We start from the raw sequence: 21,600 nt of genomic DNA on the forward strand, positions 1-21,600 counted from the left end.
AAGTTCATGTGTCGCCGTACGGCCTGATCGCCCCCCGTACGGCGACACATGAACTTCATGCTCCCGCCATGGAGTTGGCCCGCGCACGGGCGGCACGATGAGCGCATGCGTGATCACGGCTCTCGGATCGACGAACTCGCCTATGACCGCCGCCGGCTGCGCCAGTACCTCGTGGGTGAGGCGCGCGCCGACGGGGTCGAGCGGCGCACCCTGCTCAAGTTGCTGGCCGCGGCGGGTGGTGCGGCCGCCGTCGGGGTCGGTGCGGCCGCGCCGGCGACGGCGGCGGGGCCCGGCATCGTGAAGCCGTTGCCGCCCGAGCTGTTCACCGTGCGCGGCACCAATGCGGAGTCCAAGGCCGCTTCTTGGCAGGGCACCGGACTTCATACGCCCGTGGACCGCTTCTTCGTACGCAACCACACCTCGACACCCCTACTGGACCCGGGCAGTTGGCGCCTCAAGGTGTGGGGCAGCGGTCTGCGGCACGGCCGGGAGAGCGAGTTCGGGCTCGACGAGCTGCGCCGGCTGCCCGCGGTGACCACCGAGGCGCTCGTCGAGTGCGCGGGCAACGGCCGCAGCCACTTCACCACCCAGCAGGGCGAGGCCGTCAGCGGCACGGCCTGGGGACTCGGCGCGATCGGCAGCGGGCGCTGGCGCGGGGTACGGCTCGCCGATGTGCTGCGGAAGGCGGGGCTCTCCCGGAACGCGGTCGATGTGCAGCCGCGCGGGCTCGACGCCGAGTACCTGACGGCGGACGGGGCGAACCTGGGGCGGGTGCGGCGGCCGCTGCCGGTGGCCAAGGCGCTGCACGACGTGCTGCTCGCGTACGAGCTGAACGGTGAGCCGCTGCCGCCCGACCACGGGTATCCGGTACGGGTTCTGGTGCCGTCCTGGGTGGGCATCGCGTCCGTCAAGTGGGTCGGTGACATCGAGGTCTCCGACATCCCGCTCTACTCGCCCTGGAACACGGACTTCTACCGGCTCTACGGTGCCGCCTATCCCCCGGAGGGCAGCGCGCCGCTGTCACGGCAGACGGTCAAGAGCGCCTTCGAGCTGGCCGCAGGCGCCGAGTTCACCGTCGGACGGACCCATACGCTGACCGGCCGCTCCTGGTCGGGGGCGGGAGGGATCGCCTCGGTCGAGGTGAGCACGGACGGTGGCAGCAGCTGGCGGCGGGCCAGGATCCAGGACCCGGCGCGGCGCGACAACTGGGTGCGCTGGTCCGTGCGCTGGCGGCCGGAGAGCACCGGGGACACGCAGGTGCTCGCTCGCGCGACGGACACCCGCGGGAACACGCAGCCGGACCGGACGGTGCACAACACCCAGGGCTATCTGTTCAACGCCGTCGTACGGCATCCGGTCCGCGTGGTCGGCTGAGGGCCGCGAGCAGCCCCGGCGGGAGCGGCTGATCGGACGGCGAGACCTCCGGCTGACCGGCCGGCGGGCCCTCACCCTTCGAAGGCGTCCGCTCCGGTCTCCCAGGCCGCCGACAGGTCGGCATCGTCCGGAAACCGGCCATTGAGCTGGAGGATCACCATCCCGTGGGCGAAGGCCCAGGCCGCGCGTGCCGCGTTCATGTCCCCGCCGCACACCCGGACCAAAGGCGCCGCCGCCCTCGCTTCGAGCCCTTCGGGTAGGTCCCCGCGGGGCAGGGAGCGTTCGGTGTTGAGGCGGTAGAGGTGGGGGTGGGCCAAAGCGTAGGTGCGGTAGGCGTTCATCAGGGACGGAAGGGAGTCCGAGGCCGCTTCGAGCGCCTCGGCCGTCTCCTCGAGGCTGAGCACCACCAGCTCCAGCTCGAGCGCCGCCTTGTCCGGGAAGTGCTTGTAGAGCGAGGGCGCCTTGATGCCGAGGCGGTCGGCGAGCGCGCGCATGGTGAGGGCGGCCGCGCCGTGCTCTTCGAGCAGGGCGCGGGCCTCGGTCACGATCTCGCGCTTGCGGGGAGTGAGCCGGTCGGTGGTGGAGCGCTCAGGCACGCTGGAAGCCTTCCTTCGTCCGCAGGCCATAGCCGAAGGCGCGATCGTACGAGATATGCGCGAGCCAGCCGCACAGGCCCGCGAAGAGGGCGGGCGCGTCCACCGGCAGGAAGGTGTAGGCGACGATCAGGCCGACGGGGATCAGCGCCCGGTGGGCCGCGTTGTAGTACGGAACCGCGCGGGGCGAGAGCTGTCCGCGGGCCAGGCCGGCCGAGCCGCGGACGTCGATGAAGAGCGCGAAGTCCGGGGCGATGAAGAAGGCGAAGGCCACCGCGCCGGCGAGCCAGCCGTGGTTCACGCCCTCGAGGATCGCGAACGCCGTCCAGAAGAGCGCGACCGCGAGCCACGCCGCCCGGCGGAGCTTCACACCCAAGGGCAAGGCGTGAGGGGTGCGCGTGGCGGGGGCCGGACTTTGTGCGACGGGGGCCGGTATGACGGTGGCCATGACGTTTCCCTTCGGTCGGGCGGCCTGCCAGTGGTTGGCTAACCGCGTTAGCCACAACCTAAGGCTAACGACGTTAGCCGTCAAGTGTCCGGCTTGACCTTGCCGCAGCGTCAGGGTTTCTACTGATGCCATGCGTATCGGCGAGATCGCCGCGCTCGCCGGGGTCACCCCGCGCGCGGTGCGGCACTACCACCACCTCGGGCTGCTGCCCGAGCCCGGCCGGCTGCCCAACGGCTACCGCGACTACGGCATCCGCCATGCCGTGGCCCTCGCCCGCATCCGGCGGCTGACCGAGCTGGGGCTCGGCCTTCCGGAGGTGCGCGATGTGCTCGCCGACGACGAGGGGCGCGAACTGGCCGAGGTCCTGGAGGAGTTGGACCAGGACCTGGCCCGGCAGGAGGCGGCGATCGAGGAGCGGCGGGCGCGGCTCCGGGTGCTCCTCGAGCAGGCCCGGGCCGGGACGCTGCCCGCCGAAGGGCCCCTGTCGCCGGGCCTGGCGGAGCTCCTGAGCGCGTTCTCGCCGAGCGGTTCGGCGAGCGCCGCCAAGGATCGTGAGCATCTGACGCTGATCGACTCCATGGTTCCGGCCGAGGACCGCGACCGGCTCCTCGGCGCCCTGCGCCCGTTCGCGGAGGACCCCGAACTGACGGCCCGGGTGCACGCGTTGTACGTGCGGCTCGACGCGCTCGTGGACGCGCAGGAGGACGATCCCCGGATCGGTCCGCTGGCCGATGAGCTTGTCGCGGTGGTGCCCGAGTCGCTGTCCGGCCTGTTCGCCGGAGCGGACGAGGCGAGCCGCGAGCACCCGTTCGGTCAGGCGATGCTGGACGATTTCGCGCCCGCCCAGGCCGCGGTCGTACGGAAGTTCATGACGGCGCTCGCGCCGAAAGGGAGGGGGACGCGATGACGACCGGGGCACGTGATGAGGACCAGGAGAGGCGCGCGATGAGGACCAGGAGCAGAACCGCCTGGCGGGTGGTAAAGCGCCTGACGGTGCATGAGTTCAAGGCCTTCCACAGCCTGGGGCTCTGGATCGCGCGCCGCCGGCATCAGATCGGCCCCGGCGCGCACGGGGCCGGTTACACACAGGCGCAGACCGCACTGATCTTCGGCTTCCTGTTCGTCGCGCTGGTCGAGACCGTGGTGCTCGCGTTCCTCATCCCCTGGCCGACGGTGCACGCGATCGTCACCTTCATCGACGTGTACGGCGTCCTGCAGATCCTCGGACTGCACGCGGCGTGCGTGACGCGGCCCCATGTGGCCGATGCGGACGGCTCGTTGAGGCTGCGCTACGGGGCGCTGTTCGACCTGCGGATACGGGCCGAGGACATGCTCTCCGTACGCGTGGACCGGCGCTATCCGCAGGGCAAGCACTTCCAGCTGAGCGAGGACGGGGTCCTCGATGTGCTGGTGGGCGGGCAGACGACCGTGACCGTCGAACTCGCCGAACCCGTCACCTTCGTACGGCCGTTGGGCGCGCGGGGGCAGGCGCGGGTGTTCCGCTTCAACGCGGACGATCCGGCCGCACTGGTCGCCGCCCTCAAGCAGGCCCGAGCCGGCGAAGAGGCCTCGCGAGCCGGCGAGAAGGCGCCGCGAGCCGCGGAAGAGGCACAAGGTCACGCGGGCGCGAACTGAACCTTCGCCTTCCCCGGATCCGCCTGCGTGAGCCGCACCCGCAGCCGCTCCCCCAGCGGCAGCTCGCCCTCCCCGCCCTCGATCCGGGCGACCACGGCGGGGTCCTCCAAGTGCACGGTACCGACGGCCGGTTGGCGGTCCTTCACATCGATGACGTACGCGTCGAAGATCTCCCCGACCCGGTCCTTGAGCAGCGCCGCCTCCACGATGTCCACGCACTCGCGCTCGATGCTGTTGGCCCGCCGGGTGCCGTCCGCCATTTCCTGTGGCAGCGCCTCGAGCGCGGCGAGCACCCACTCCGGGGGCTCCTGGCCGGCCACCGCGGCGACGCAGATCTCGCTCGCGTACCGGTCGACGAGGCGGCGCAGGGGCGCGGTGCAGTGCGTGTACTCGTCGGCCACGGCCGCGTGGATACGGGGGTCGGGGAGCTCTCCGCCGGTGAAGACGGTGTAGCCGGCGCCCCGCAGGAGGCTGGTGCACTCCTGGAGGAAGGCCGCGTGGTTTCCGTTGCGCGGATCGAGTCCCCGTACGACATCGGCGTACGGCATATGGCGTGGCCAGTCGATGCCGAGAGCTTTCGCGGCGCGGCGCAGGCGGCCGACCGCGCCCTGGGGCGCGGCGGGCAGGGTGCGCAGGACGCCGGTGCCGTACTCGATCATGAGGTCGGCGGCCGCGGCACCGGTGAGCAGGGAGATATGGGCGTTCCAGCCGTCGGCCGGGAGCGGGGCGCGGTACTCCAGGTGGTAGCCGTCCGCGCGCTCGACGATCTCCTGCTCGGGCACGTTGAGCGAGATGCCGCCGCGGGCGATCTCCTGCTGGTCGCGAAGGAGTCCGATGTCCTTGAGCAGGGAGAGCGGCTCCTCGGCGGTGCCGGCGTCGATGGCCTTCTGCACCCCGTCGTAGTCGAGCTTGGCGCGGCTGCGCACCAGCGCTCGCTCCACATGCGTCGACGTGGACCGGCCCTCGGCGTCCAGGTCGATGGTCCACAGGAGCGCCGGGCAGTCCTGGTCGGGCAGGAGGCTCGCGGCGCCCTCGGACAGGGTGGCCGGGTGCAGGGGCACTTTCTCGTCGGGGAAGTAGAGCGTGGTCACCCGGGCGTGCGCCTCACGGTCGAGCGCGCCACCGGGCCTGACCCACGCGGCCACATCGGCGATCGCATAGCTGACCCGGAAGCCGTTGCCGCGCCGCTCCAGGAACATCGCCTGGTCCAGATCCCTGGACGTGGGCGGGTCGATCGTGAAGAACGGGATGTCGGTGGCATCCCGGTGCCCGCTCAGATCGGGCGACGCGAGCGCCGCCTCGGCCTCGGCGAGCACGTCAAGGGGAAAGTCCGCCGGCACTTCGAGGCGCGTACGCAGCTCACGCAACGCGGCCCGCAAGGGGGCTTCGGCTGCGCCGGTCACATGCATATGGCGGCGAGGCATGAGTCGAGCCTAGGGCGGGCGGGGCCCGGACGCGCGCGGTCCGGGGCACCGGGTCCTGACGCGTGGTCCGCGGCGCACAAGTGCGAGGCCCGGCTGGGTACCCTGCAGCGGGGCCGCACCCCCGCCTCGTACCACTGAAGGAGTCCGCATCGTGCTCGTGCTGTTGCCGCCGTCCGAGGGAAAGGCCGACTCGGGCCGTGGCGCTCCGCTGAAGCCGGAGTCGCTGTCCCTGCCGGGCCTCGCCGAAGCGCGCGCGGCCGTGCTCGACGAACTGGTCGAGCTGTGCCTCACGGACGAGGAGCAGGCCCGCGACGTGCTCGGCCTCAGCGAGGGGCTGCGCGGCGAGATCGCCAAGAACGCCGAGCTGAAGACGGCCGGCGCGCGTCCCGCGGGCGAGATCTATACGGGAGTCCTGTACGACGCCCTGGGTCTGAGCACCCTCGACGCGGCGGCCAAGCGGCACGCGACGAAGTCGCTGCTCGTCTTCTCCGGCCTGTGGGGCGCCGTGCGGATCAACGACCGCATCCCCTCCTACCGCTGCTCGATGGGCGTGAAGCTGCCGGGGCTCGGCGCGCTGGGCGCGTACTGGCGCGGGCCGATGGCCGAGGCGCTGCCCGAGGCGGCGGGCGAGGGTCTGGTCCTCGACCTGCGGTCCTCGGCGTATGCGAGCGCCTGGAAGCCGAAGGGCGAGCTCGCGGGGCGGACGGCGACGGTGCGGGTGCTGCACTCGCAGCTGGTCGACGGGGTCGAGAAGCGCTCGGTGGTCAGCCACTTCAACAAGGCGACCAAGGGACGGCTCGTACGGGATCTACTGCTCGCGGGCGTGAAGCCGGCCACTCCGGCGGAGCTGGTAACCGCATTGCGGGACCTCGGGTACACGGTGGAGGCCGAGCCGCCGGCGAGGGCCGGCCGCCCCTGGTCCCTGGACGTGGTGGTGACGGAGATCCACTGAGCATCGCGAGGCGCGGGGACCATTTGTCGGGTGCATAAGGGGCAAGTCGGGCGCCCTCGCGAACGAATGGTCCCCCTCTCAGATTTGGCGTTGCGGAGGGCACAACGGGCTTTGCGCAGAGTGCGTCGGGGGCGGCAGGATGGGGGGATGACTTCCGCTTCCGTGCTTGATCTTGCGCCCGTTGTGCCCGTTGTCGTGATCGATGAGGTTGCCGATGCCGTGCCGCTCGCCGAGGCTCTCGTGGCCGGCGGGCTGCCCGCGATCGAGGTCACGCTGCGGACGCCGGCCGCGCTCGACGCGATCCGCGCCATCGCGGCCGGGGTGCCGGGTGCGGTGGTCGGTGCGGGGACGGTCATATCGGCCGCGAACGTACGCGACGCGGTGGACGCCGGGGCCCGCTTCCTGGTCAGCCCCGGCTGGACCGACGCGCTCCTGGACGCGATGAAGAGTTCCGGGGTGCCGTTCCTGCCGGGCGTCTCGACCACGTCCGAGGTCGTGGCGTTGATCGAGCGCGGGGTGTCCGAGATGAAGTTCTTCCCGGCGGAGGCCGCGGGCGGCACCGCCTACCTCAAGTCCCTCGGCGGCCCGCTCCCCCAGGCCCGCTTCTGCCCGACGGGCGGCATCGGCCCGGCTTCCGCGCCGAGCTACCTCGCGCTGAAGAACGTCGGCTGCGTGGGCGGCAGTTGGATGCTCCCGGCCGACGCGGTCGCGGCGAAGGACTGGGCGCGGGTGGAGGAACTGGCGCGGGAGGCGGCCGCGCTGCGGTAGGTACGTCCTGGCGGATGTAGCGGATGCGGCGGATGTAGCGGATGCACGTGAGGGACGGTCGCCTGTCGGTGGCCGCCCCCCATCCGTTGCTACGGGCGCAGGTGCGAGGTGTCGTTGAAGAGACGCACGCTCGCGTTGCCGTCCGCGTAGTAGGCGACCGCGGTGAGGGAGGCCGCGGAGAGCTCCATACGGAACAGGGACTCGGGCGGGGCGCCCAGCGCGAGGCGTACGAGGGTCTTCACCGGGGTCACGTGGGTGACGAGCAGGACGGTGCGGCCTGCGTACCGCTCGACGAGCCGGTCACGCGCCTCGGCGACGCGGACGGCGACCTCGGCGAAGGACTCGCCGCCGGGGGGCGCGGCGTCGGGCGAGGCGAGCCAGGCGTCGAGTTCGGCCGGGAAACGCTCCTTGGCCTCGGCGAAGGTCAGGCCCTCGAAGGCACCGAAGTCCGTTTCCCGCAGGCCGTCTTCGACACTCAGGTCGAGGCCGAGACGGGCGGCGACGGCCGATGCCGTCTGGCGGCAGCGGGTCAGCGGGGAGGAGACGATCGCCTCGATCGTGCCGCGGGCGGCAAGCGCCGCGGCGACCCGCTCGGCCTGCGCGAGCCCGGCCTCGGAGAGCACGGGGTCGGTGCCGCCACTGCCGGAGAACCGCTTCTGGGGCGTGAGCGCGGTCTCGCCGTGCCGGAGCAGAACGAAGGTGGCGGGGGCGCCCATGTCGGGGGCGGACCAGCCTTGGGCCGGCGAGGGATCGGCCAGGGGGCTGGACAGACCCCTCCCGCCCGGGGGCCGAGCCCCTTTCAGGCTATCGGGCCCCACTGACAACGCCGGTTCGGTCGCCGCCCGCAACACCGGTCCGGTCGCCGCCGACTCCGCCGGTTCTGTCGCCGCCGACTCCGCCGATTCGCCCGCCGCGACATTGCGCGCCGCCCGGGTGTCGAGGTCGGCCGTGGAAGCCGAGGCGTCCCACTGTTCGCCCCGTTTGCCCGCGTCCATCGCCTCGTTGGCGAGGCGGTCGGCGTGCTTGTTCTCCTCGCGCGGGATCCACTCGTAGGTGACCGAGGAGGCCGGGAAGACCGAACGGGCCTGAGCCGCAAGGGGCTTCATGTCCGGGTGCTTGATCTTCCAGCGGCCCGACATCTGCTCGACGACGAGCTTGGAGTCCATCCGGACGCGGACGGTGCCCTCGGGGTCCAGGTCATGGGCCGCCCGCAGCCCCGCGATCAGACCGCGGTACTCGGCCACATTGTTCGTCGCGACCCCGATGAACTCGGCGCGCTCCGCAAGCACTTCACCGCTGTCGCCGTCGATGACGACCGCGCCATAGCCCGCGGGCCCCGGGTTGCCCCGGGACCCGCCGTCCGCCTCGATCACAAAGCGCATGCGCAAGAACCCCTACAGCCCGGACCAGTACCCCTACAGCCCGGACTCCGAGGTGCGGACCAGGATGCGGCGGCAGTTCTCGCAGCGCAGGACCGTGTCCGGCGCAGCGGCACGTACCTCGTTGACCTCGGTGATGTTGAGCTCGAGCCGGCAGCCCTCGCAGCGGCGCTGGTAGAGGCGGGCCGCACCGACGCCGCCCTCCTTCGCGCGCAGCTTGTCGTAGAGCTTCAGAAGGTCGTCCGGTACGGAAGCGGCGACGACCTCGCGCTCCTTGGTGGCCGTGGCGATCTCGCCGTCGATCTCCTTGTACGCGGCGTCGCGGCGGGCGGTGGCGTCGTCGACCTTGCCCTGCACGGAGCCGACCCGCTCGGTCAGTTCGGCGACGCGCTCCTGGGCGGACTCACGGCGCTCCATGACCTCGAGCACCACGTCCTCCAGGTCGCCCTGGCGCTTGGCGAGCGAGGCGATCTCGCGCTGCAGGTTCTCCAGGTCCTTGGAGCTGGAGACCGCGCCGGAGTCGAGGCGCTGCTGGTCGCGGACGGCGCGCTGGCGCACTTGGTCCACGTCCTGCTCGGCCTTGGTCTGCTCGCGGGCGCAGTCGCCCTCCTCCGTCGTCGCGGCGACGAGCAGGTCGCGCAGCTGGGTGTGGTCCTTGTGCAGGGATTCGATCTCGGCATGCTCGGGCAGCGCATCGCGCCGGTGGGCGAGCTGCGACAGGCGCAGGTCGAGGGCCTGGACGTCGAGGAGTCGGATCTGGTCGGCGGGCGCGGCGTTCAGTTGGGGGCTCCTGCTGTCGTCGGGGTGGTGGCCGCGTGGGCGGTCCAGGGGTCGGTGACCGTCTTCGAGACGTGGACCCGAAGGCCCCAGCCGTGACGGTCGGAGATCTCGTCGAGCTGCGCCGCGGCCTGTTCGCACCAGGGCCACTCGGTGGCCCAGTGCGCGGCGTCGAGCAGCGCGAGCGACGTGTGCTGTACGGCTTCGGAGACCGGGTGGTGGCGCAGGTCGGCGGTGAGGAAGGCGTCCACGCCCGCTTCCCGCACGTATCCGAAGAGGCTGTCCCCGGAGCCGCCGCTGACGGCGATCGTGCTGATCACCTTGTCCGGGTCGCCGGCCGCGCGGATGCCCGGCGCGGTGGCGGGCAGCCGCTTGGCGGCGTACGCGGCGAACTCGCGCAGCGGCATGGGGTGCGGCAGTTCGCAGATCCGGCCGAGGCCGCGGCGGCCCTTGCCGTCCGTCGGATCCGGTACGAGGGGGCCCACGACGCGCAGGTCGAGGGCGCCCGCGAGGGCGTCGGAGACTCCGGGGTCGGCGGTGTCGGCGTTGGTGTGGGCGACGTGCAGCGCGATGTCGTTCTTGATCAGGTCGTGGACGACCCGGCCCTTGAAGTGGGTGGCCGCGACCGTCGTGGTCCCGCGCAGATAGAGGGGGTGGTGGGTGACGAGCAGACCGGCGCCCAGCCGCACGGCCTCGTCGACGATCTCCTGCACCGGGTCGACGGCGAACAGGACCCGGTTCACCTCGGCGTCCGGCTCCCCGCAGACCGTCCCGACGGCGTCCCACGATTCGGCCCGGTCAGGGGGCCAGAGGGCGTCGAGCGCGGTGAGGACTTCGTGGAGGCGGGGCACGCAGCGATGCTACCTGGGCCGCGGCGGTGTCGGCCCCTCGCGGGGAAGCGGATCCGGGCCGGTGACCGCCCTGTGTACGCAGGGGGTCTACGCAGGTCCACGCACGGCTTGTACGGAGGCCTCACACGGGCGAGGGCGGACCCGGTCACCGGTCGCCCGCGCAGGCAGGGGAAGCCGGGCCGACGGGCAGGCAGGGAAGCCGGGCCAGGTCAGCCCGCGACCCCCCGCAGCACCACCGCCACCAGATCGTCCACCGCTTCCGGGGCCGGCTCCGTCGGGGCCCGTTCGTCGAACAGTGCCGAGATCACGACCTCATGGCAGAAGCCCACCATGATCCGGGCCGCCGCATCGGTCCTGGCCCCGCGCGGCAGTCGCCCCAGGTCCCGCTCGGCGCGCAGATAGCCGGCGAGCCGGTCGCGCCAGTCCTCGCCCGGTCCGCCGAGCTCGGCGAACCGCGCGAGCACCTTCGGCTGGGAGAAGAAGCCGGTGAACGCGGGCAGGATCGCCCGGTGCATGGCCAGGCCGTACGCGACGTACGCCTCGAGGTTGGCCTCGACGGTCCCCGTGCCCGGCTCGGGCAGCGTGCCGAGCCCCTGCTCCACCTTCCGCACATGGGCGGTGAGGGCGTGGGCGAGCAGTTCTTCCTTGTCGGCGAAGTGGTTGTAGAGCACGCCGTCGGCCACCGAGGCCTCACGGGCGATCGCGCGCACGGTCAGGCCGACGGTGCCGCGCTCGGCGATGACGCGCTCGGCGGTCGCGATGAGATGGTCGCGCAGGCTCCCGCCGTCCGGCAGCGCGGCCGCTTTCCTAGGTGACATCGGCCTGATCGTAGTGAGCCGCCCCGGTCTCGTCCCACCGCGCCACCTCCGCCAGGAAGGCGGCCGGCTCCACGGCCTCGTCCAGATGTCGCACTCCGGGCGGCAGGGAGGCGAGTTCGCGTACGGCGAGGGCGGCCACGACGCCCGTGGTGCGGCTCTGCAGCCGGCCGCCGAACGACGCACTGCGCCCCTCGGACGCGGCGGTGACCGCGAACCCGTCGCCGCCGAGATGCACCCGGCTCAACGAGGCGAGCAGCACCCGCCGTACGGGCTTCGCCGCGAGCAGCCGCGCGACCCCCGGCAGTCGGGCCGCGGCGAGCACAGCGGTCATCGGCCGCGAGTCCAGGCACATTCCGGTCGCCACCCGCGCCGCCCCCGAGGTGCGCGGCAGCGTGTACTGGTCGGAGAACGGGAAGCCGTACACCTTCCTGGTTCCGTACGGGGCGGGGAACCGCATCCGCCAGGACGGCCCCAGGCCGGCGAGCCCGTCGAGCGTCCAGGCCAGCGCGGCGGGCCCGTGCGCCTCGCCCGAGCCGAGCAGCACCCCGATCCGCACGTCGGAGCCGCCGACCTGCCGGGCCAGGAGGTTGGTGATGCCGGGTGCGAGGCCGACGCTGAGAAGAGCGCTCGCCCCGTGCTCGACGGCGAGCCCGTGCAGCCGCTCCACGCCGGTGAGGCGCTCGTGGTCCGCGGACACGTCGACGTAGTGGACGCCCCGTACGAAACAGGCCCTGGCCACGCGGGCGTTGTCGTGGTCGACGCACATCACCACGGCGTCGGCGCCGTCGAGCGCACGCTCCAGGTCCGCGGCATCGTCCAGATCGAGTCGTACGGCTGAAGTGCCGGGCAGCGCCCGGGGGTTGCGGCCCGCGACGACCACGGCGCCGGGGTACCACAGCGACAGGAGGGCCGCGGTCTCCCGGCCGACCGCCCCGTATCCGCCGATGAGCACGATCCGCTTCATCGGACCGCCGTCACAAGCCAGGCGGACCCGTCGAGTCGGACCGCGCCGTCGCGTTCGAAGCGGCCGAACGCGTCCGTCAGGGCGGCGCGCAGCGGGTCCGGGTCCGCGCCCGCGAGGTGGTGGCGCACCGGCCCCCAGCCGGTGAAGAACTCCGCCGCGTCCGCGGCGTCGCGTCCCCAGGTCTCCGTCGCCTCGATCCGCCGTGTCGATACGTCGCCGAAGCCCGCCTTGCCGAGGATCGTGCGCACGCGGTCGGGGTCGGAGAGCGACATCGGGCCGCTGCCGTCGGGGTCCGGGGTCGTGTGCCAGGCCGGGAGGTGCTCGCGCGCGGTGGCGAGGACCGTGCCCAGATCGGAACCGGTGACGTCCGGCATGCTGAGGAACGCGAGGCGTCCGCCGGGGCGCAGGGCCCGGGCCACATTGGCGAACGCCGCCACCGGATCGGCGAAGAACATCACGGCGAACCGGCTGATCGCGGCGTCGAACTCCCCTTCCGCGAAGCCGAAGACCTGGACGTCTCCCTGCGCGAAGGCCACGTTCCCGATGCCCTCGTCGAGGGCGGTTGCCCGGGCGCGGGCGAGCATCGGCGCGGACAGGTCGACGCCGAGCACCCGCCCGGTGTGCGCGCGGCGGGCCGCGAGCCGGCTGGTCTGTCCGGCGCCGCAGCCGAGGTCGAGCACGCGGCTTCCCTCGTCGATGCCGGCCGCGTCGAGGAGCGCCGTGTTGAAGCCGCCGTTGATGGCGTTGTAGCGGTCGTGGTGGGCGGCCCAGTGCTCGCCCTCATATCCGTTCCAGGCTTCGGACTGCTGGACGTTGACGATCTGTGTCATCTCGGCCACCCATTCTGAACACTTGTTCATGAACCTGTGTTCAGAATGAAGTACGGGGCGCGGAAACGCAACCGTCCCCGACCGCACAAGGCGGCCGGGGACGGTGAACTCGGGGAATGCGGGCGTTACTTGACGAGGAAGCCCCGCAGGTCGTCGAGGACCTCGTGGGCGGCCGTCACGCCGAGGCCCAGGTACCAGGTCTCGTCCGGGACGTCCTCGGCCTGGCCGTTCTTGACCGCGCCGAGCTTCTTCCAGAGCGGGTTGTCCTCGGCGGTGTCGCGCTTGGTCTTGTTCACGTCGCCGTAGACGCCGGTGAAGATCCAGTCGGCGTCGGCCTCATCGATCTTCTCGGGGCTGATCTCGGTGGCGAGATCGTTGATCTGCTGGTTCTTCGGGCGCGGGACGCCGACGTCCTCGAGGATCGTGCCGATGAACGAGGCCTTCGCGTACAGGCGGATGCGGTCCGGCATGTAGCGCAGCATCGTGACGGTCGGCTTCTTCTCACCGAGGTCCGTACCGAGCTTCTTCGCCTGCTCCTCGTACTCCGCGATCTTTCCCTCGGCCTCCGCACGCTTGTCGAGCGCGGTGGCGTTGAGGAGGTAGTTCTCCTTCCAGGTGAAGCCCGGGCGGATGGAGAACACGGTCGGGGCGATCTTGGAGAGCTGCGGGTAGAGCTTCTCCGCGCGCAGCTGCGAACCGAGGATCAGGTCGGGCTTGAGGGCCGCGATCGCCTCCAGGTTGAGGGAGTTGATCGTGCCGACGTCCTTCGGGCTGCCCGCCGCCTTGCTCAGGTACTCGGGGATGCCGTCGTCGCCCTCGGTGGGGGCGTAGCCGACCGGCTTGATGCCGAGCGAGACGACGTTGTCGAGCTCGCCGACGTCGAGCACCACGACGCGCTTGGGCTGCGCCTCGATCTCGGTCTTGCCGAGGGCGTGCGTGATGGTGCGCGGGAACTCGCCGGGCTTGGCGTCCGTGCCCATCTTCGCGGTGTCCTCGGCGGCCTTCGTGAAGTCCTCGCCGCCGGTCGCGACCTTCTTGCTGCCCGCGCCGTTCTGTTCTTGCTGCGAATCCTTCGTCCCGTCCCCACCCGCGTCGGAGGAAGAGCACGCGCCAAGGGCGAGCGCGGCGGCTACGGCGAGGGCTGCGGCGGCGGTGCCGCGGCGGCGAAGGGACATCGACGCTCCATAAAGGCGAGGCGCACACGGCCTTACGCCGGGGAGGTGCGCACACAGGATTTGCTTAGGTAACCCTCACCTTACGCATCCGGGGCAACGGAGGGCACAGCCACCCCCTGTGACGCTCCCGACAGCAGGGCAACAGCACAGGGACCTCCCGCCTCTCAGGCGAATCAGGACATCGCCACCCTTTGGTGTGAAGTGCTAGGCAGCGCGTCCCACGCCAGCGCGTACGAAAACTAGCTTTCGTCACCGGAGGTGAAGGCCGGATGACGACGACGGCGTGTGCGACGGATGCGGTCCCCGGGGACGGTGTGCCCGAGGGAACAGTGGAGGCAAGGCGTCCGGGGTTCACGATCGCGGCCGACGGTTCCTATGCGGCGCGGCTCGCACCACGCGGCGAGGTCTGGTGCCCCGAGCGCTGGAGCCTGGACAGCCCCGAGCCCTATGTGGTGCCGCTGCCGCTCGACCAGCCCGAGGAGCCGGACACGGAGGTGCTGCCGCTGGCCGACGGACGGGTGCTCGTGCACCGGCTCGCGGAAGGCCGCCACATGTTCTCGCTCCTCTACCCGACGGGCCCGGGCACGGGTCAACTGCCGCTCGGCGCCGTGGAGACGGCCGAGCTGACGCTCCTTCCGCCCTCGCCCAGCGGGAGCCCGGCGTACGCGCTCGCACCCGGCGAGCGGTCGAGTTCCGTCTGGCTGGTGGCGGGCGGCGCGTTCGGGCCCGAGCTGGTCGCGCAAGTGCCCGGCCGCTGCTCGGGCGGGGTGTGGCTGGACCGTACGGGCCGGATGCTCGCGCTCGACCAGCGCCTGGACGGGCGCACGAAGACGGTCGCCGTCGATCTGGAGCGCGGGGGTGAGGTCTCGCCGCTGCTCCAGATCGGCGACGACTCCGACGACCGGCTGCTGCTCGCCGACCCCGGCAGCGGCTTCGTCCTGGTGCGCTCCAACGCGCCCGGCGAGGACCGGATCGGCTGGGGCCAGCTCGGTTCGACCTTGCCGATACGTTTCCCCGAAGCGCTGCGCCTGGAGGACTGCATGGTGACGCCGTTCGCCATACAGGCCGGCCAGGTCCTCAATCCCGAGGCCTGCGCGGTGGCGCTCAGGATCGACGGCGCGGCGGGCAGCTGGGCCGGGATCTGGTCGCCGCAGCAGCGCGGGACGCAGCAGTTCGCGGCGCCGTACGGGTGGCTGGGCAGCGGTCTTTGGTCTCCGGGCCAGGAGCTGCTGCTGCCGTACGTGACCGAGGACACCCCGTGCGGCCTCGCCCGGATGGCACCGGCCGCGCCGGAGCCGGAGTGCCTGCCGGAGCCCGTCGAGGCCGCGCCCGAGCCCGTACCGGCCGCGAACGCGCTGCGGCCGGTTCCGCTGCAACAGGCTCTGCTTACAGGGCGGTTGGCGGGGCGCTGACGACGCCTCAGCCGTGCTTGAGCCCCAGTACCTCGGCCGCCGCGAAGGTCTCCCCCGCCGGGCGGTCCTCGTACCACGGGGTGATCAGCTCATCGAGCTCGTCGTACGTGAACACCTCCTTGGCGGTGTCGAACTTCGCGGCCACCTTGGGCCGTTCGACCACCGCGACCATCCCGCCGTGCACCACGAGCAGCTGCCCGTTGACCTTCGCGGCAGCCGGTGAGGCGAGGTAGCCGACGAGCGGGGCGACATGCTCGGGCGCCAGCTTGTCGAGTCCGCCGTCCGTCGGCTCCTGGAAGCCGGCGAAGACGTCCTCGGTCATCCGCGTACGGGCGCGCGGGCAGATGGCGTTGGCCGTGACCCCGTACTTGCCGAGCGCAAGGGCGGAGGACGTGGTCAGACCCACGATGCCGCCCTTCGCCGCGGCGTAGTTGGGCTGGCCGGCCGAGCCCGCGAGGAAGGCCTCGGACGAGGTGTTGATGATCCGCCCGAAGACCGGGCCACCCGCCGCCTTCGACCGCTCGCGCCAGTGCACGGAGGCGAAGTGCGTCGTGTTGAAGTGGCCCTTGAGGTGGACCCGGATCACCGAGTCCCACTCGTCCTCGGACATCGAGAAGACCATCCGGTCGCGCAGAATGCCCGCGTTGTTGACCAGGATGTCCAGCTTGCCGAACGAGTCGATCGCCAACTGCACCAGCTGACGGGCCTGTTCGTGGTCGGCGACATCGCCCAGGTGCGCGACGGCCTGGCCGCCCGCCGCCTCGATCTCGGCCACGACCTGCTCGGCGGGGGTCGCCGAGGCCTCCCCCGAACCGTCTCTGCCCGGCTGCCCGAAGTCGTTGACGACGACACTCGCACCGAGCCTGGCCAGTTCCAGGGCCTCGGCCCGGCCGAGGCCGCGCCCGGCCCCGGTGACGATCGCGGAGAGGCCGGCAAGCGGGCCAGTCTGCTGTGACATCAAAGTCCCCTCGTAGACAATCGGTTCGACGTGCTCAGATCTCGATGCAGGTGCGCAGTGCGACACCCGTCCGCATCTGCTCGATCGCCTCGTTGATCTCGCTCAGCGGCACGCGGTGCGTGATGAGGCCCTCGAGGTCGATACGGCCGGCGCGCCACAGCGCGATGGACCGCTCGTACGAGGCGAGGACATCGCCGCCGCCGTACATGGACGGCAGGATCTTCTTCTCGTCGAAGAACAGCTCGAACATGTTGAACTGCAGGTAGTCGTCGAGCGCGCCCGCGCCGACCACGATGAGGCTGCCGCCGCGGCGGGTGGTCTCGTACGCCTTGCGGGCGGTCGCGGACTTGCCGACGACCTCGAAGACGTAGTCGAAGCCTTCGCCGCCGGTGATGCTCTGCTTGGCGTCGTCCAGCTCCTCGGGCGACACCGCCTTGGTGGCACCGAACTTGAGCGCCGCCTCACGCCGCGAGGCCACCGGGTCCACGGCCACGATCTCGGCGGCACCCTTGAGCTTCGCGCCCTGGATCGCGGAGATGCCGACACCGCCGCAGCCGATCACGGCGACCGACGAACCGGCCGCGACGTCCGCGGTGTTGATCGCCGCACCGAGCCCGGTGGTGACACCGCAGCCGATGAGCGCGGCGATGTCGAAGGGCACGTCGTCCGGGATCGGCACGGCGCAGCGCGCGTCGACCACGGTCTCCTCGGCGAAGGTGCCGGTGCCGGCGAAGCCGAACACATCACCGCTGGGGCGCTTGTAGTTGGGGATGCCGGCGTTCATGAACCCGGCCAGACACAGCTGCTTCTGGCCGCGCTTGCACGCGGGGCAGGTCTCGCACGCGGGCAGCCAGCACACCAGGACCCGGTCGCCCGGCTTGACGTGCGTGACGCCCTCGCCGACCTCGAGGATCTCGCCGGCGCCCTCGTGCCCCGGCACGAACGGGCCGGGCTGCGGCAGCACACCGCTCATCGCGGACAGGTCCGAGTGGCACAGGCCGGTGGCCCGCACCCGGATCTTCACCTTGCCGGGCCCGAAGCCGGTGGTCTCGAAGTCGTCGAGCACTTCCAGCTTGTCCTGGCCGATCTCGTGCAGTACTGCTGCGCGCATGGTGCGGCTCCTTCTCGGATGCGGTGCGGAACAGGCGTCGTACGTGAGGGAGTTACGGGGATCAGGAGTGCTCGACCACGGTGTCCGCGAGCACGGGCGCGTCGTCCCGTTCGGCCGCGGTCACCGACACCTGGACCTTGCCGTCGAGCTGCCAGATGCGGATCCGCAGGGTCTCGCCGGGGAAGACCACACCCGCGAAGCGTGTGGTGTACGAGCGGACGCGGGTCACATCGCCGTCGAGCACGCTGTCGACGATGGCCTTCAGCGTCATCCCGTAGGAACACAGCCCGTGCAGGATCGGCTTGTCGAAGCCGGCCAGCTTGGCGAACTCGGGGTCGGCGTGCAGCGGGTTCCAGTCCCCGGACAGGCGGTACAGGAGCGCCTGGTCCTCGCGGATCGGCTTCTCGACCGTCTTGTCCGGTGCGCGGGCGGGCAGTTCGAGGCGGTCGGACGGTCCGCGCTCACCGCCGAAGCCGCCCTCGCCGCGGACGAAGATCTGGGTGTCACAGGTCCACAGCGGGCCCTGGTCGTCGGTGACCTCCGAGCGCATCACGATCACGGCGGCCTTGCCCTTGTCGTACACGGCCGGGATCGTCGAGCTCTGAACAGCCTTGCCCTTGACGGGGATCGGCCGGTGCAGCGTGACCTTCTGACCGCCGTGCAGGACCGCGGCGAGGTTGACGTCGATCCCGGGCGCGGAGAGACCGCCCGCGGCGGCCATCCCCCCGCCCGCCACGGTCGCGAAGCTCGGCAGGACCTGAAGCTTGGATTCGAGGGTGTAGCGCAGCTCGTCCGGGTCGGTCGCGGGGATTCCCGCGCCCAGGCCCAGGTGGTAGAGCTGGATGTCCTTGTGGTCCCAGGTCAGGTCGGTGCTGCGCGGCTCGGAGGAGACGGCCTTTGCGGCATCAATGGGCATGGGGACGCTGCTCCTTGGGCTGTTTCATGCGCGTGAGCAGTGCGGTCACGCACGTGGAAGACCTCGGTGCGGCCGTCCGCACCGTCGGCCGCACCGAGGTCGCATCGGACCGGCCCCGATGCGTTCCGCACGAGCCCCCGAGGGCCCGTTCTAGAACGCGTTCTAGGCCAGTGATCCCCATGTATAACGCAGCCCCCGGCACTTGTGAAGGGTTCGGGCAGTACGTTCTGACGACACGTCAGATACAGGGTCTGTGCAGGAAGTTCCTCCTCAGGAGCTGCTGGTCTTCCTCTTCAGGAGCGTGCAGGTCTTCCTCTTCGGGAGCGCGCTGATGCCACTGTCATGCGCCGGGCATGACATTTGTCCTACGGAGGTCCTGACAGGAGGTTCTGCCGCCGCCCCACCCCCGCTCCGTACGGTCATGGCATGACAACGACCACGCCGGCCGTGGACCTGAGCACAGCGGTCCGGGCCTTCCCCTCCGTCACCGCCGTGGACGGCGTCGACCTGCGCATCGAGCGCGGTGAGACCGTCGCGCTGCTCGGTCGCAACGGCGCCGGCAAGTCCACCACGCTCTCGCTCCTGCTCGGCCTGGACGAGCCCGACGCGGGCACGGTCCGCCTGTTCGGCGAGAGGCCCGAACTCGCCGTCCGCGCGGGGCGGGTGGGCGCGATGCTGCAGGACGGCCGCCCGATCCCGCGGGTCACGGTGCGCGAGCTCGTCACCTTCGTGGGCCGTACGTATCCGCGGCCGATGCCGGTCGCCGAAGCCCTCGCGCTCGCCGGTCTGAGCGAGTTCGCCGACCGGCGCGTGGACCGGCTCTCGGGCGGTCAGGTGCAGCGCGTACGGTTCGCCCTCGCGCTCGCCGGGAACCCCGGGCTGATCGTGCTCGACGAGCCGACCGCGGCCCTCGATGTCGAGGCCCGCCACGCGTTCTGGAAGGCGATGCGCGGCTATGCGCGGCGCGGCAACACGGTGCTCTTCTCCACGCACTACCTGGAGGAGGCCGATGCGAACGCCGACCGGATCGTGGTCATCGACCACGGCCGGATCGTCGCGGACGGCACCGGCGATGACCTCAAGCGGCGGGCCGGCGGGACGCTTGTCTCCTTCGACCTCGCCGGGCAGGACTCCGGCTGGCTGACCTCACTGCCCGGGGTGACCGCCGTGGAGATACGCGGCGAGCGGGCGAGCCTGCGCAGCGAGGACTCGGACGCGACCGTGGTCGCGCTCGCCGGGCGAGGCGCCGTACGGGCCCTGCGGGTCCAACCCGCCTCCCTGGAGGACGCGTTCCTCGCCCTGACCACCCCTGATCTGGAGCTGGTGCGATGACCGCCGACCTCGTCAAGCCGCGGCCCCACTCCGCGCTGCTCGACTATCTGCGCCTCGAAGTCCGCCGGACCCTGCGCGACACCGGCTTCGTGGTCTTCGGGATCGGGATGCCCGTCCTGATGTACCTGCTGTTCACCAACCTCGGTGCGAGCGGCGAGGACGCGGGCGCCTGGAAGACCTCGGCCATGGTCGGCATGGCGGCCTACGGCGCGCTGGGCGCGGCCCTCGGCACCGGAACCGCCGTCGCCGACGACCGCGCGCACGGCTGGCTGCGCCAGCTCAGGGTCACCCCGCTCACCCCGCGCCAGGTGGTGACGGGCCGGGCGCTGAGCGGTTCGGTGACGGTGCTTCCGGCGATCGCCGCCGTACTGACCGCGGGCGCGCTCATCAACGGCGTACGCATGGACGCCTGGCAGTGGGTCGCCCTGGTCCTGCTCCTGTGGCTGGGCGCGCTGCCGTTCACCCTGCTCGGCCTCGGCAACGGCTACCGCCTCAGCACCCAGACCACCGGCGTCGTCAACATGATCTGCAATATGGGCCTGGCCGTCATCGGGGGCCTGTGGTTCCCGTCCGAGCTGTTCCCCGGCTGGCTGCGCACCGTGTCCGACTACACGCCCGCGCACAGCTTCGCGGACCTCGGCTGGTCGACGGCCGAAGGCGCGGCGCCGGGTGCCACCACGGTCCTCGTGCTGTGCGGCTGGCTGCTGCTGTTCGGCGCGTATGCCGCCTCGTCCTATCGTCGTTCGGCACGGACGGTGTGACCATGACCCCCGTGACGCATACGCAGAGCGAGCGGCCGGGCCAGGCGCAGAGCGGGAGCGGGCCGGTGCGACCCCGGCGCAAGGGAGGGCCCGGACCGCGCAGCGCGTTCGCGTTCCTGCCGTGGCTGCTGCTCGGCATGGGCGCCTTCTCCAATGTCGTACGCGGAGAGACTCCCAATCCCTGGGTGGGCGGGATCGGACTGCTCGTCTTCAACTCCCTTTACGTCTCCGTGGTGTTGCAGACCTTCCGCCGGCGCGATGCCCACTGGACCTACGTGGCTCTCACCGGCATGGCGGCGGTCACCTTCGGCCTCACGATCGGGTACGGCGGTCCGTGGCTCGCCCTGTTCCCGCTGCTGTCCCTCGCGGTCGGTACGGCGCTGCGCGGGCGCCGCCTTGCCTGGACCGTCGGGGCACTGACCGTTTCGGCCGCCGTCACCGGGGCCTGGCGGGACGCGGACGCCTGGTCGGCGGTGACCAGCGGTTACGGCACGCTGCTCTCCGGGCTTGTCACCGCCGCGATCCTCGCGCTCTCGGAGAAGGTGGTCGAACTGCGCGAGACCCGCGAGGAGTTGGCGCGGGTGGCCGTGGAGCAGGAGCGGCTGCGCTTCTCGCGCGATCTGCACGATCTGCTCGGCCACACGCTCTCCCTGATCGTGGTGAAGTCCGAGGCCGCCCGGCGGCTCGCACCCCATGACCGGGACGCGTCGCTGCGGCAGATCGCCGATATCGAGACGGTGGGCCGCCAGGCGCTCACCGAGATACGCGAGGCGGTCACCGGCTACCGCGAGTCCAGCCTCTCCGCCGAACTCGACCGCGCCCGCGACACCTTGGCGTCCGCGCGCATCGAAGCGGTGGTCCGCCAGTCCGGTCCCGCGCCGTCCCCGGTGGCGGGCGCGCTGCTCGCCTGGGTCGTACGGGAGGCCGTCACCAATGTCGTACGGCACTCCGGCGCGACGAGCTGCCGTATCGAGGTCGCCGGCACCACCGAGGCCACCCGGCTCACCGTCACCGACGACGGCAGGTCCCCGGGCAAGGGCGCCCAGGCCTCCGGCAGCGGACTGCGCGGGCTGACCGAGCGCCTTGCGCAGGCGGGCGGTGAGCTGGAGTGGGGGCCTGGGG

At 71.7% G+C, this 21,600-nt stretch carries 22 protein-coding genes; 9 read left to right on the forward strand and 13 right to left on the reverse strand.

The genetic code is table 11. The annotated features are described in order from the left end of the window. Window positions 1-105 precede the first annotated feature (105 nt). Window positions 106-1,374, forward strand: a complete 1,269-nt coding sequence (locus tag G6045_RS26875; RefSeq protein ID WP_165334693.1) for a sulfite oxidase — start codon at window positions 106-108, stop codon at window positions 1,372-1,374. 71 nt (window positions 1,375-1,445) lie between these two features. On the opposite strand, the gene G6045_RS26880 is transcribed toward G6045_RS26875, so the two are convergent. Together G6045_RS26880 and G6045_RS26885 are read right to left on the reverse strand one after the other, a co-directional pair. After that, entirely contained in the window at window positions 1,446-1,970 is a 525-nt protein-coding gene (locus G6045_RS26880) for a TetR/AcrR family transcriptional regulator (RefSeq protein WP_408056368.1), read from the reverse strand. After that, a complete protein-coding gene (locus G6045_RS26885) occupies window positions 1,963-2,337 on the reverse strand; it encodes a DUF4260 family protein (RefSeq protein WP_328707908.1) in 375 nt (124 codons plus the stop codon). The genes G6045_RS26880 and G6045_RS26885 overlap by 8 nt, the downstream gene beginning before the upstream one ends. A 208-nt stretch (window positions 2,338-2,545) precedes the next feature. Between G6045_RS26885 and G6045_RS26890 the strand changes: the two genes are divergently transcribed. Both G6045_RS26890 and G6045_RS26895 read left to right on the forward strand, forming a co-directional pair. Continuing rightward, a complete protein-coding gene (locus G6045_RS26890; protein ID WP_165334696.1) occupies window positions 2,546-3,322 on the forward strand; it encodes a MerR family transcriptional regulator in 777 nt (258 codons plus the stop codon). Window positions 3,323-3,360: 38 nt separating this feature from the next. Continuing rightward, window positions 3,361-4,050: a hypothetical protein gene (locus tag G6045_RS26895; RefSeq protein ID WP_235968333.1), complete on the forward strand. Its 690-nt coding sequence runs from the start codon at window positions 3,361-3,363 to the stop codon at window positions 4,048-4,050. On the opposite strand, the gene G6045_RS26900 is transcribed toward G6045_RS26895, so the two are convergent. Further along, complete coding sequence (locus G6045_RS26900; protein ID WP_165334697.1) at window positions 4,032-5,474, reverse strand: RNB domain-containing ribonuclease; 1,443 nt, start codon at window positions 5,472-5,474, stop codon at window positions 4,032-4,034. The genes G6045_RS26895 and G6045_RS26900 overlap by 19 nt on opposite strands. A 151-nt stretch (window positions 5,475-5,625) precedes the next feature. Between G6045_RS26900 and yaaA the strand changes: the two genes are divergently transcribed. After that, on the forward strand, window positions 5,626-6,426 hold the full coding sequence (gene yaaA, locus G6045_RS26905; RefSeq protein WP_165334698.1) for a peroxide stress protein YaaA: 801 nt from the start codon (window positions 5,626-5,628) through the stop codon (window positions 6,424-6,426). Window positions 6,427-6,573: 147 nt separating this feature from the next. Further along, window positions 6,574-7,194: a bifunctional 4-hydroxy-2-oxoglutarate aldolase/2-dehydro-3-deoxy-phosphogluconate aldolase gene (gene eda / locus G6045_RS26910; RefSeq protein ID WP_165334699.1), complete on the forward strand. Its 621-nt coding sequence runs from the start codon at window positions 6,574-6,576 to the stop codon at window positions 7,192-7,194. Between the two features lie 89 nt (window positions 7,195-7,283). Here the strand turns inward: eda and G6045_RS26915 are convergent, their stop codons facing one another. From G6045_RS26915 to G6045_RS26945, 7 genes are all read right to left on the reverse strand, one after another. Then, window positions 7,284-8,576 carry a bifunctional RNase H/acid phosphatase gene (locus G6045_RS26915; protein ID WP_165334700.1) on the reverse strand — a complete coding sequence of 431 codons (1,293 nt, stop codon included), beginning with the start codon at window positions 8,574-8,576 and terminating at the stop codon, window positions 7,284-7,286. A 33-nt stretch (window positions 8,577-8,609) separates the two neighbouring features. Further along, window positions 8,610-9,353, reverse strand: coding sequence for a zinc ribbon domain-containing protein (locus G6045_RS26920; protein ID WP_206344224.1), 744 nt, complete (start codon window positions 9,351-9,353; stop codon window positions 8,610-8,612). Continuing rightward, complete coding sequence (locus G6045_RS26925; RefSeq protein WP_165334701.1) at window positions 9,350-10,201, reverse strand: Nif3-like dinuclear metal center hexameric protein; 852 nt, start codon at window positions 10,199-10,201, stop codon at window positions 9,350-9,352. Before G6045_RS26925 ends, G6045_RS26920 begins: the two co-directional genes overlap by 4 nt. A gap of 209 nt (window positions 10,202-10,410) precedes the next feature. Next, window positions 10,411-11,019, reverse strand: coding sequence for a TetR/AcrR family transcriptional regulator (locus G6045_RS26930; protein WP_206344220.1), 609 nt, complete (start codon window positions 11,017-11,019; stop codon window positions 10,411-10,413). After that, window positions 11,009-11,983 carry a saccharopine dehydrogenase family protein gene (locus tag G6045_RS26935; RefSeq protein ID WP_165334702.1) on the reverse strand — a complete coding sequence of 325 codons (975 nt, stop codon included), beginning with the start codon at window positions 11,981-11,983 and terminating at the stop codon, window positions 11,009-11,011. Before G6045_RS26935 ends, G6045_RS26930 begins: the two co-directional genes overlap by 11 nt. Further along, window positions 11,980-12,813, reverse strand: coding sequence for a class I SAM-dependent methyltransferase (locus tag G6045_RS26940; RefSeq protein ID WP_165334703.1), 834 nt, complete (start codon window positions 12,811-12,813; stop codon window positions 11,980-11,982). Before G6045_RS26940 ends, G6045_RS26935 begins: the two co-directional genes overlap by 4 nt. Before the next feature lie 125 nt (window positions 12,814-12,938). Further along, window positions 12,939-13,988, reverse strand: coding sequence for an ABC transporter substrate-binding protein (locus G6045_RS26945; RefSeq protein ID WP_165334704.1), 1,050 nt, complete (start codon window positions 13,986-13,988; stop codon window positions 12,939-12,941). Window positions 13,989-14,257: 269 nt separating this feature from the next. On the opposite strand from G6045_RS26945, the gene G6045_RS26950 reads away from it, so the two are divergent. After that, window positions 14,258-15,400, forward strand: a complete 1,143-nt coding sequence (locus G6045_RS26950) for a hypothetical protein (protein ID WP_165334705.1) — start codon at window positions 14,258-14,260, stop codon at window positions 15,398-15,400. Between the two features lie 7 nt (window positions 15,401-15,407). Here the strand turns inward: G6045_RS26950 and G6045_RS26955 are convergent, their stop codons facing one another. The 3 genes from G6045_RS26955 to G6045_RS26965 form a co-directional block, all read right to left on the reverse strand. Continuing rightward, a complete protein-coding gene (locus G6045_RS26955; protein ID WP_165334706.1) occupies window positions 15,408-16,358 on the reverse strand; it encodes a 3-oxoacyl-ACP reductase in 951 nt (316 codons plus the stop codon). A gap of 34 nt (window positions 16,359-16,392) precedes the next feature. Beyond that, complete coding sequence (locus G6045_RS26960; RefSeq protein ID WP_165334707.1) at window positions 16,393-17,469, reverse strand: Zn-dependent alcohol dehydrogenase; 1,077 nt, start codon at window positions 17,467-17,469, stop codon at window positions 16,393-16,395. 61 nt (window positions 17,470-17,530) lie between these two features. Next, window positions 17,531-18,385: a MaoC/PaaZ C-terminal domain-containing protein gene (locus G6045_RS26965; protein WP_165334708.1), complete on the reverse strand. Its 855-nt coding sequence runs from the start codon at window positions 18,383-18,385 to the stop codon at window positions 17,531-17,533. Window positions 18,386-18,811: 426 nt separating this feature from the next. Between G6045_RS26965 and G6045_RS26970 the strand changes: the two genes are divergently transcribed. The 3 genes from G6045_RS26970 to G6045_RS26980 all read left to right on the forward strand — a co-directional run. Beyond that, window positions 18,812-19,717 (forward strand): ABC transporter ATP-binding protein, encoded by a 906-nt coding sequence (locus G6045_RS26970; RefSeq protein WP_206344221.1) that lies wholly within the window; start codon window positions 18,812-18,814, stop codon window positions 19,715-19,717. Then, window positions 19,714-20,478, forward strand: coding sequence for an ABC transporter permease (locus tag G6045_RS26975; protein WP_408056369.1), 765 nt, complete (start codon window positions 19,714-19,716; stop codon window positions 20,476-20,478). The genes G6045_RS26970 and G6045_RS26975 overlap by 4 nt, the downstream gene beginning before the upstream one ends. Window positions 20,479-20,480: 2 nt before the next feature. Continuing rightward, on the forward strand, window positions 20,481-21,600 hold a 1,120-nt coding region (locus G6045_RS26980), incomplete at its 3' end, for a sensor histidine kinase (RefSeq protein WP_165334709.1).

Source organism: Streptomyces mesophilus (genome assembly GCF_011044995.1).
GTDB lineage: Bacteria > Actinomycetota > Actinomycetes > Streptomycetales > Streptomycetaceae > Streptomyces > Streptomyces mesophilus.